At 63.5% G+C, this 9,928-nt stretch carries 9 protein-coding genes and 1 pseudogene; 6 read left to right on the forward strand and 4 right to left on the reverse strand.

Features of this window, described 5'->3' with window-relative positions; genetic code table 11:
* Positions 1-125: 125 nt before the first annotated feature.
* A complete protein-coding gene (locus NKI61_RS30925) occupies positions 126-758 on the reverse strand; it encodes a LemA family protein (protein WP_023681434.1) in 633 nt (210 codons plus the stop codon).
* A gap of 163 nt (positions 759-921) precedes the next feature.
* Here NKI61_RS30925 and NKI61_RS30930 point away from each other — a divergent pair, with 163 nt between their 5' ends.
* The 6 genes and pseudogenes from NKI61_RS30930 (at position 922) to NKI61_RS30955 (ending at position 6,371) form a co-directional block, all read left to right on the forward strand.
* Positions 922-1,173, forward strand: coding sequence for a hypothetical protein (locus NKI61_RS30930; protein WP_023728713.1), 252 nt, complete (start codon positions 922-924; stop codon positions 1,171-1,173).
* A gap of 133 nt (positions 1,174-1,306) precedes the next feature.
* On the forward strand, positions 1,307-2,191 hold the full coding sequence (gene pdxY, locus NKI61_RS30935) for a pyridoxal kinase PdxY (RefSeq protein ID WP_352842155.1): 885 nt from the start codon (positions 1,307-1,309) through the stop codon (positions 2,189-2,191).
* A pseudogene (locus NKI61_RS30940) lies at positions 2,188-2,953 on the forward strand (DUF429 domain-containing protein). The gene pdxY and the pseudogene NKI61_RS30940 overlap by 4 nt, the downstream one beginning before the upstream one ends.
* A 149-nt stretch (positions 2,954-3,102) precedes the next feature.
* Positions 3,103-3,747: a carbonic anhydrase gene (locus tag NKI61_RS30945; protein ID WP_023681438.1), complete on the forward strand. Its 645-nt coding sequence runs from the start codon at positions 3,103-3,105 to the stop codon at positions 3,745-3,747.
* Between the two features lie 67 nt (positions 3,748-3,814).
* Entirely contained in the window at positions 3,815-4,228 is a 414-nt protein-coding gene (locus NKI61_RS30950; protein ID WP_352842157.1) for a nuclear transport factor 2 family protein, read from the forward strand.
* Positions 4,229-4,316: 88 nt separating this feature from the next.
* Entirely contained in the window at positions 4,317-6,371 is a 2,055-nt protein-coding gene (locus tag NKI61_RS30955; protein WP_352842159.1) for a M3 family metallopeptidase, read from the forward strand.
* 160 nt (positions 6,372-6,531) lie between these two features.
* Here NKI61_RS30955 and NKI61_RS30960 read toward each other — a convergent pair whose 3' ends face one another.
* The 3 genes from NKI61_RS30960 to NKI61_RS30970 are packed head-to-tail and all read right to left on the reverse strand — an operon-like array spanning position 6,532 to position 9,723.
* Positions 6,532-8,007 carry a M81 family metallopeptidase gene (locus NKI61_RS30960; RefSeq protein ID WP_352842161.1) on the reverse strand — a complete coding sequence of 492 codons (1,476 nt, stop codon included), beginning with the start codon at positions 8,005-8,007 and terminating at the stop codon, positions 6,532-6,534.
* Positions 8,008-8,032: 25 nt separating this feature from the next.
* Positions 8,033-8,857, reverse strand: a complete 825-nt coding sequence (locus NKI61_RS30965) for a carbohydrate ABC transporter permease (protein WP_352842163.1) — start codon at positions 8,855-8,857, stop codon at positions 8,033-8,035.
* Positions 8,854-9,723 carry a carbohydrate ABC transporter permease gene (locus NKI61_RS30970; RefSeq protein WP_023726098.1) on the reverse strand — a complete coding sequence of 290 codons (870 nt, stop codon included), beginning with the start codon at positions 9,721-9,723 and terminating at the stop codon, positions 8,854-8,856. The genes NKI61_RS30965 and NKI61_RS30970 overlap by 4 nt, the downstream gene beginning before the upstream one ends.
* Between the last annotated feature and the right edge of the window lie 205 nt (positions 9,724-9,928).

Genomic DNA, 9,928 nt, shown 5'->3' on the forward strand with positions numbered 1-9,928 from the left:
CGCTGATAATTGGCGCAAGGACAGAAGACAGCTGATCTCCCCCCTTGAGGGGGAGATGTCCGGCAGGACAGAGGGGGGTGTGAAGGAACGCAAGGCTGGCAAAGGCCAAGCTCACCCAGACGTCATCACCCGCCCTGCTTCGTGCCGAAATCGACCTTCGGAGGCTGCATCTTGTCTTCTTCGACGGTGAAGTTGGCGAAGGGCTCGTTGCTGCGGAACCAGAAGGTTGCCCATAGCACCGACGGAAAGGTCCTCAGCGTCAGATTGTAATCCTTGACCGCCAGGATGTAGTCGCGCCGCGCCACGGCGATACGGTTCTCGGTGCCTTCGAGTTGCGCCTGCAGCGCCAGGAAATTCTGGTTGGCCTTGAGGTCGGGATAGGCCTCCGACACCGCGATCAGCCGCGACAGCGCGCTGGTCAGCCCTGATTGCGCATCCTGGAACTTCTTGAGCGCTTCGGGGTCCTTCAGCGTTTCCGGCGTCACCGTGATCTGCGTCGCCTTGGCGCGCGCTTCGACCACCGCATCGAGCGTGTCCTTTTCATGCGAGGCATAGCCCTTCACCGTCTCGACCAAATTGGGAATGAGGTCGGACCGACGCTGATACTGGTTCAGCACCTCGCTCCATGCCGCCTTGGCGTTTTCCTCCGCCGTCGGGATGGTGTTGAAGCCGCAGCCGGCGAGCAGAGGCAGCACGACGGCCATCATCAGCACGGCCGGCAGACTGCGGAAAGGGAAGGCAAGGCGCTGGGCAAACATGGTGAGGTCCCTCGACAGAAGTTGCATGCGAAGCATTAGCACAATCCGCGCTCAAGAAAATGTCTGCCGCTGGCGCGCATTCCTGGCGCGCATTCATGCGCCGGCGAGGCCCTGTGATTGATCGCGCGAACACGATATGGTTGCCGGCAAACAGGACAGGATCATGGCGGAAGGCCGCGACGATGACAGCGAATCGCGCCGCATTATCGAGCGCGTGGCGAACGAGGGCGGCCTTGGCGGCGCATCGCTGGTGTCACGGGCAGCGAAAGGCGCCCGCGATCATGTTACCGCAGCCGAGGCCGACCGATCCGATCCGATCGAGGTCTGGGGCACCCGCATCGGCCGCACACTTGGGCTCATCGTCGCCCTCGGCCTTTTGATCTGGCTCGTGTACTACGTCTCCCGGGGCAGCTAGAGCATGATCCTGAAAAGTGGGAACCGGTTTTCTCGGACAAGCGGGAACCGTTTTGTCCGGAGATCATGCTCCAACCAAAGAGATAGATCAGGATGACGATTCAACGAAAAATTATCCGTATCTAGGATTTTCCATGAACAGCGAAAAAGCCGACGCGCCGCGCGCGGTCATCGTCATTTCCAGCCATGTCGCCCGCGGCTCGGTCGGTAACCGCGCCGCCGTGTTTGCGCTGGAGACGCTGGGCTTTCCGGTGTGGGCGGTACCGACGGTCATCCTGCCCTGGCATCCGGGCCATGGCCGCGCCACGCGCATCGTGCCGCCGCTCGACCAGTTCAAGCCGCTGATGGCCGATCTCGAGCGCGCGCCCTGGCTGGGTGAGGTCGGCGCGGTGCTGTCGGGCTATCTCGGCGAGGCCGGCCAGGCCGAGGCCGTCGCCTCGCTGGTTGCGGCGGTCAAGGCCAAGACGCCGGACGCGATCTATATATGCGATCCGGTGATGGGCGATTCCGGCGGGCTCTATGTGCCCGAGCCGACGGCCGCCGCGATGCGCGACCGGCTGATGCCGATCGCCGACATCGCCACCCCCAACCGCTATGAGCTGGAGTGGATGGCCGGCGCGCCTTTGCCCGATCTGAAATCGGTGATCTCGGCCGCCCTCCATGCCGGACCGTCAACAATGCTGGTGACGTCGGCACAGTCGATGATGACCGGCGGCACCGGCAATCTGCTGCTTGACGGCACCCAGGCGCTGCTGGCCGAACACCGCCTCATCGACAAGCCGCCGAATGGCCTCGGCGACCTGACTGCGGCCGTCTACCTCGCCCGCATCCTGTCGAGGCAGCCGCCGATCAAGGCGCTGCAATCGACCACCGCCGCCGTCTACGAAATCCTGGCGCGAACCGCCAAGCGTGGCGGCGACGAGTTGCAGCTTGAAACCGATGCCCAGAGCCTGTCGCATCCGATGGCGATGGTGCAGCTGCGCCACCTCACGCATCCGGGGCGGGACCGCCGGGCGTGACCTCGACCGTGGTCGTCGGCGTAGACGGCTGCAAGGCCGGCTGGATCGCCGTCCGCCGCGATCTGGATGCCGCGCCGTCAGTCCGCGTCTTTCCCAGCTTTGCGGCCCTGCTCGACGCCTTGCCCGCCGATGCGGCAGTGGCCGTCGACATGCCGATCGGCCTGCCGGACGTCTCGCAAAGAGGCGGGCGCGGGCCGGAGACCTTGGTACGGCCAATGCTCGGAGCACGGCAATCCAGCGTCTTCTCTATCCCGTCCCGCGCGGCCCTCTACGCCGACATCAGCGACTTCACCACGGTCGAGGCCTGGTATGAGGCGCATCGGCGCGCCAGCGAGGTGGCCAGGGCGACCTCCGATCCGCCACGCGGCGTCTCGATCCAGGCCTTCGGCATCTTTGCCAAGATACGCGAGATCGACGCGCTGCTGATCGCACGTCCGCAACTGCGCCGCCGCGTCTTCGAATCGCACCCCGAAGTGGCCTTCTGCCGGCTGAACGGCGAAAAACCGATGACGCTGCCGAAGAAGATCAAGGGCGCAGTCAATCCTGCCGGGATGGAAGAGCGCAAGGCACTGCTCTGCCGGCACGGCTATACCAGAGCTTTCCTTGACCAGCCGCCGCAAACGCGGTGCTGCCGCCGACGATTTCCTCGACGCCGCAGCGATGATGCTGATTGCCGGACGCATTGCCGGCGGCGAGGCAAAGCCGTTTCCCGACCCGCCGCTTGCCGACCGTTTGGGCATTCCCCTGGCGATCTGGGCGTGAGGCAAGCGGCGAGCCATGCGTGCGGCATGGCGATTTGCGACGAAGCCATCCGCAATTCGGCATTGCCCGCGACGGGCATTTGCCGTTAGAGCCTTTCTAACTTGAAATGAGCTGCCGTCGCTAACCCCGAAAGGCTTCATCCCTAGCCCATGCCCCATCTCCCCGAACATCTTTGGACCGGCTACCGCAACTTCATGAATGGCCGCTATCTCACCGAGAGCGGACGCTATCGCGAGCTTGCCCGCGAGGGGCAGGCACCCGAAACCATGATCGTTGCCTGCTGCGATTCCCGCTCTGCCCCCGAGGCGATCTTCGACGCCGGTCCGGGCGAACTGTTCGTCCTGCGCAATGTCGGCAATCTGGTGCCGCCCTATGCGCCGGACGGCGAGTTCCACTCGACCTCGGCCGCGCTCGAATTCGCCGTGCAGAGCCTGAAGGTGAAAAACATCGTGGTGATGGGCCATGGCCGCTGCGGCGGCATCCGCGCCGCGCTCGACACCAATTCGGCGCCGCTGTCGCCCGGCGACTTCATCGGCAAATGGATGAGCCTGATCGCGCCGGCGGCCGAAACCGTTTCGTCCAGCACGTTCATGACGGCAACCGAACGGCAGACGGCGCTGGAGCGGATTTCCATCCGCTATTCGATCGCCAATCTCAGGACCTTCCCTTGCGTCTCCATCCTCGAAGGCAAGGGGCGGCTGTCGCTGCATGGCGCCTGGTTCGACATCTCGACCGGCGAGCTCTGGGTGATGAACAAGGACACCGGCGACTTCGAGCGGCCGGATTTGACGTAGACCCATGATCCCGAAAAGTGGGAACCGGTTTTCGGATAAGGGCATGGTCAAATAAGAGGAGGCAAGAATGCGGGTTTGGCCTGCGATCGCTTTCGCCGTAGCGGCGCTGCTGATTTCGCTCGTCCCTGCCCGCTCCGATGACGGCGCCATTATCGACCGCTGGTATTCGGCGCTGCTGGTCGCCGATCGCACCGAATTGTCGGACCTGCTCGCCGACGATGTCCGCATCAAGCTCGACGATCTCGGCGTCGTGCAGTCGAAGCAGGAGTTCATCGCGTCGATGGACGAATGGAAGGGCGCGGTCGCCGGCGCCGCAATCCGGCATCGCGTCGAAAAGAGCGAGGCCGGCGTCACCACTGTCATCGCCTGCTATGATTTCCCCAACAATGACATGCTTATGCAGGAAACGTTCGCCGTCACCGGCAACCGCATCACCGCCGGTTCGCAAGCGGCGATCGCGGAAAATTGCGACGGCTTCTGACACGGGCTTGAACGGCCGCGCTGTTGCGCCGCGCCAGTCATCGCCCTACATCGGTCAGCAAGCTCCGCCAATCATCGAAAGATCCCCCATGCCGTCCACGAAAACCGTCGATCTCGCCGCCCATCCGCTGACCAAATGGCAAGGGCCGCTCGGCCTGCCGGATTTTGCCAGCATCGGCGACGACGATTTCTCCTCGGTGTTCGACGCGGCGCTGAAGGCACATGAGGCCGAAATCGATGCGATCGCCGGCAACAAGGATGTGCCGACCATCCAGAATACGCTAGCAGCCCTCGAGCTCGCCGGTGAGCCGCTCGACCATGTCTCGTCGATCTTCTGGTGCCGGGCCGGCGCCCACACCAACGATTCGATCCAGGCGCTGGAGCGTGAGATCTCGCCGAAGATGTCGCGGCATTTCTCGGCGATCTCAATGAACGAGAAACTGTTTGCCCGCATCGACGATCTCTATCAACGCCGGGAGACGCTCAAACTCGACGCCGAGACGCTGCGGGTGCTGGAGAAGACCTGGAAAGGCTTTGTGCGATCGGGCGCAAAACTCGACGCCGACGGCAAGAAGCGGCTGGCCAACATCAGCGAGGAGCTGTCCTCGCTCGGCACGACCTTCGGCCAGAACGTGCTGGCCGACGAGCGCGACTGGGCGCTTTTCCTCGACGAGGCTGATCTTGCGGGCCTGCCGGACTTCGTGAAGAGTTCGATGGCCGAAGCCGCTGAGACGCGCGGCCAGAAGGGCCGCTACGCCGTCACCTTGTCGCGCTCTATCTATGAGCCGTTCACGACCTTTTCTGAACGCCGCGATCTGCGCGAGACCGCTTTCCGCGCCTTCACCATGCGCGGCCAGAATGGCGGCGCCAGCGACAACACCGCAGTGGTGCGCGACATGCTGAAATTGCGCGCCGAAAAGGCCAGGCTGCTCGGCTATGCCTCGTTCGCCGCGCTGAAGCTCGACGACACCATGGCCAAGACGCCGAAGGCGGTGCACGACCTCCTCGACCCGGTCTGGGAGAAAGCGCTGGAGAAGGCCGGCGCCGACCAGAAGGAGCTGGAGCGGCTGGCGACCAAGGCAGGCAGCAACGAAAAATTCGCCGCCTGGGACTGGCGCTTCTACCAGGAGAAATTGCGCGCCGAAAAATTCGCCTTCGACGAGGCGGAGCTGAAACCCTATCTGCAGCTCGACCGCATCATCGACGCCTGCTTCGACGTCGCCACCAAACTGTTCGGCATCACTTTCGAGGAGAAGAAGGGCATCGCCGCCTGGCATCCCGACGCGCGCGTCTTCGTGGTGAAGAACGCCGATGGCAGCGAGCGCGGCCTGTTCCTCGCCGACTATTTCGCCCGATCCTCGAAGCGTTCTGGCGCCTGGATGAGCGCGCTGAAGTCTGGCTACAAGCTTGGGGATGGCTCCAAGCCGGTGATCTACAACATCATGAACTTCGCCAAGCCGCCGGCGGGGGAAGCGGCGCTGCTGTCGGTCGATGAGGCCAAGACCCTGTTCCACGAGTTCGGCCATGCTTTGCACGGCATGCTGACCGACGTCACCTGGCCGTCAGTGGCGGGCACGTCGGTTTCCCGCGATTTCGTCGAACTGCCTTCGCAGCTCTACGAGCACTGGCTGACGGTGCCCGCAGTGCTGGAAAAGCATGCGCTGCATGTTAAGACCGGCAAGCCGATGCCGAAGTCGCTGCTCGACAAGATGCTGGCCGCCCGCACGTTCGGCGCCGGTTTCGCCACGGTCGAGTTCACAGCGTCGGCGCTGATCGACATGGCGTATCACGCGCGGCCGGATGCGCCGGCGGAACCGCTGCGTTTCGAAGCCGAAACGCTGGAAAAGCTTGATATGCCCGACACCATCGCCATGCGTCATCGCACCCCGCATTTCGGCCATATCTTCTCCGGCGACGGTTATTCAGCCGGCTACTATTCCTACATGTGGTCGGAAGTGCTCGACGCCGACGCCTTCGCCGCCTTCGAGGAGACCGGCGATCCCTTCAACCCGGCGCTGGCGGAACGGCTTCGGAAGAATATCTATGCCGCCGGCGGGTCGAAGGATCCGGAGGAGCTGTACACGGCGTTCCGCGGCAAGATGCCTTCGCCGGAAGCGATGATGGTGAAGCGGGGATTGCTATAGCGCCGCCTTGTCTCCCCCCTCGAGGGGGAGATGGCCGCAAAGCGGCCAGAGGGGGTCGGTCCGACTGGGCTCGACCTCCTGCGGCAGATGAAGGTCGGCGCTTCACGCGCGAGGACCCCCTCTGTCGCCTTTGGCGACATCTCCCTCTCAAGCGGGGAGATCACCAGCGCCAAGGATCCGCCACCCTTGGCCAAACCGGCCGCGTCAGCTTCTTGTAATCCGTCACCGCCGGATTGCTCGGATACGAGCTCGGCGCCGAGACATAGATGATCTCCGCCGCGATCGGTTCAAAGCCGGCGTAGAAATGGTTGGTCGACTTGATCAGCAATATGCCCTTGCTCATCGGATCGATACCGATGTTCGAGAAAATATCCGGCTCGAAGGTCTGCGTGCGGTTGGTGTTGAGGATGATGTCGATTTCCGTGCCCTCGACGCGCACCAGCGCCGTTGGCCCGAGCGTCACCCGGCTTGGCCCGAAGCTCTGCCAGCCCTCGCGGACAGCCTTCAACACCTTGACGCGCGCATCGATCGGTTCGCCGGCCAGCGGCCCGGCCTTGCCGCCGAAGCGCAGGTCGATGACGGCGCCTTCGCCTGCCGCCTGGCAAAATGTGACGGCGATCGGGTCCCAGATCGTCGCCACGCCAAAATTGTCAACGTCCTGTTCCAACATGGCGCGCAGCACAACGGTACCGTCGCCGGCGACGCCACCGCCGGGATTGTCCCAGATGTCGGCAATCACAACCGGCTTGCCGGGGTTTCCCTTGCGCACCGCCAGTGCCCGCGCGATGCCATCCTCGGTGTTCAGCATCGTCATCGCCGTCTTTTCGCGCATGGCGTAAAGCTCGCGCCCTAGCCTCTCCGCCAGCGCATCACCCTTGGCCTTGTCATTGTCGGTCACGACCAGGATGCGCGTGCCCATTTCGGGCACGTCCGCCGCCATGAAGCCATGGATGACCGACACCGACAGCACGCCGTCCTTGCCGTGCAGCGCCTTGATGCGGTCGACGAAGGAGCGCATCGGCTCGCGGCTGGTCGGCAGCACCTGGATCATGCGGCAGTCGAAGGTCGAGATCACCGGCTTGATCTCGTCGCGCGCCGCCGCCAATCCAAGCTCGACGACATGTTCGCCGCGCTCATAGAAGTCGGTGTGCGGGAATTCGAGGAAATAGGCCATGACATTGCATGCCGCGACGCGCTTTGGGGTCAGATGACTGTGCGGGTCGAGCCCCACCGCGATCACCACGTCGGGCCCGACGATTGCGCGAACCCGTTCCAGCAGATCGCCTTCGCAATCGTCATAGCCTTGCGCCACCATGGCGCCGTGCAGGCCGAGGATGACGGCGTCGACCGGCAAGGCTGCCTTCAACTGGCCGAGAATCTCGTCGCGCAACGCCTCATAGGTCTGCCGCTGCACCAGCCCGCCCGGCTCCGCCCAAGTGGCGGTGCCTTCGATGACGGTCAGCCCTTCGGCAGCCGCACGCCGGCGCAGCGCGACCATCGTCGATGAGCACAAGGTCGGCGTGTCTGGATGCTTGCCCGGCCCGGCATAGAACGCCATCTCGAACGACGCCCGGTCGGTCGGCACCGGCGAGAAGGTGTTGGTTTCGGTCGCCAGCGAGGCGGTGAAGATGCGCATGAAAGCTCCGTTGTGAATGGCGCGGTTATTTGACCGCCCCGAGCGCCAGCCCGCGGACGAGATAGCGCTGCAGCCAGATGAACAGAATCGCCACCGGCAGCGTCGCCAGCAGCGTCGCCGCCATTACATGGTGCCATTCGATCGTGTAGCGGCCGGCGACCAGCGAGAACACCTGGATCGGCAGCGTGTAACTTTCCTGGCTGCGCAGCATTGTGAGCGCAACGACGAACTCATTCCATGCGTTGATGAAGGTGAAGATGGCGGTGACCGCGATTGCCGGCAGGCAAAGCGGCAGAAACACTTTTCGCAAGGTCAGCCAGCGGCCGGCGCCCTCCATCCACGCTGCTTCCTCGAGATCGCGCGGGATGGTGTCGAAATAACTCTGCAGCATCCACACGGTGAAGGCGACGTTGAAAGCCATGTAGATGACGCCGAGCGCCGTCGTCGATTCGATCAGGCCCCAGGCGGCCATCAGCCGGAACAGGCCAAGCACCAGCACGATCGGCGAGATCATCTGCGAGATCAGCAGGAACTGGCGGAAGGCGCCGTAGCCGGCAAAGCGAAACCGCGACATGGCGTAAGCAGCCTGCACCGAGATCAGGATGGCGCCGACGGTGGCGATAACAGAGACATAGAGCGAATTGGCCAGCGCCTCGCCAAAGCCGGTCGCCACCCACATGTCGGCAAAATTCGACCAGTGGAATTCGCTTGGCCACCAGGTCGGCGACAGCACCTCCTGCCGCGGCTTGACCGCGGTCAAAAACATCACCGCGAAGGGGAAGATGGTCACCACGAGCAGCGGCGAAAGCAGCAGCCAGGCAATGATCGTGCGCTTCAGCTTGGGCATCATGCGCGTTGCTCCCGCATGGCGAGGCGCACATAGATCATGGTGAAGATCAAAAGGATGGCGAACATCAGCAGCGACACCGCCGATGCTTCGCCAAGCTTGCCGATGCGGAAGGCCAGCTTGTACAGATGGGTGACCAGGATGTCGGTCGAGTTGGCCGGCCCGCCCTGCGTCATCACCCAGATGATCGGGAAGGAATTGAAGACGTAGATGGTGTTGAGGACGATGGCGATGTTGATGAACGGCTTCAGCAGCGGAAAGGTGATCTCGCGGAACTGCTGCAGCGGCGTCGCCCCCTCCAGGGCCGCCGCCTCGTAGAGGTCGTCGGGGATCGACGACAGGCCGCCGAGGAAGATGGTCGTGGTGAACGGTACCGTCACCAATATGCCGATCAGCACCTGCATCGGGAATGCCGTCTCGGCGCGCGCCAGCCACTGGATGTTCTCATGGATCAGGCCAAGCCCGATCAGCGCCGAGTTCAGCATCCCGCTTTCGCCGTTGAGCGCCCAGCGCCAGACCACCGCCGTCATCGTCAGCGACACCGCCCAGGGCAGCATGATGATGACGCGGGCAATGCCGCGGCCGTAGAAATCGGTATTGAGGATCATCGCCACGGGGACGGACAACAGCAGCGCGCCGCCGACCACCAGCACGGTCCACAGGCCGGTGCGCCAGAGTGCCGCCAGGAAATCGGGATCGGCGAGGAAGGCGGAATAATTGGCGAAATCGTTGAAGTCCCGCAGCTGCCCAAAACGGCTGACATCATGCGTCGATATCTGGATCAGGTCCCAGACCGGCCAGAAGATGACGACTGCGGCCAGAAACAGGCTGGGCAAGGTCAATAAATAGGGCAGGTAACGATTTTGCATCGGCCGGATTCGTACCGTGTTGGACATAAGTGGCGCTGGCGCGCCAGCTCGGATCAATCTCGCATATCGGTCTAAGGCAGCGCTTCAGGGTTTGAATCTCCTGCGGACGTTTGCGCTGCCCCTCACCTGCCTGCCCATCCTCCGCAGCGGTTGCGGAAGGGAGCCCTTCCTCTCCCCCGTTGATCGGGGGAGAGGTGTCGAGCGA

Origin of the sequence: Mesorhizobium sp. M0514 (assembly GCF_040321145.1) — a bacterium.
Lineage (GTDB): Bacteria > Pseudomonadota > Alphaproteobacteria > Rhizobiales > Rhizobiaceae > Mesorhizobium.

Coding starts and splice junctions, on each gene's coding strand:
- NKI61_RS30930 (WP_023728713.1), top strand. CDS start 922: ATGGCGGAAGGCCGCGACGATGACAGCGAATCGCGCCGCATTATCGAG.
- NKI61_RS30960 (WP_352842161.1), bottom strand. CDS start 8,007: ATGCGCATCTTCACCGCCTCGCTGGCGACCGAAACCAACACCTTCTCG.
- NKI61_RS30955 (WP_352842159.1), top strand. CDS start 4,317: ATGCCGTCCACGAAAACCGTCGATCTCGCCGCCCATCCGCTGACCAAA.
- NKI61_RS30965 (WP_352842163.1), bottom strand. CDS start 8,857: ATGATGCCCAAGCTGAAGCGCACGATCATTGCCTGGCTGCTGCTTTCG.
- NKI61_RS30945 (WP_023681438.1), top strand. CDS start 3,103: ATGCCCCATCTCCCCGAACATCTTTGGACCGGCTACCGCAACTTCATG.
- pdxY (WP_352842155.1), top strand. CDS start 1,307: ATGAACAGCGAAAAAGCCGACGCGCCGCGCGCGGTCATCGTCATTTCC.
- NKI61_RS30925 (WP_023681434.1), bottom strand. CDS start 758: ATGTTTGCCCAGCGCCTTGCCTTCCCTTTCCGCAGTCTGCCGGCCGTG.
- NKI61_RS30970 (WP_023726098.1), bottom strand. CDS start 9,723: ATGCAAAATCGTTACCTGCCCTATTTATTGACCTTGCCCAGCCTGTTT.
- NKI61_RS30950 (WP_352842157.1), top strand. CDS start 3,815: ATGCGGGTTTGGCCTGCGATCGCTTTCGCCGTAGCGGCGCTGCTGATT.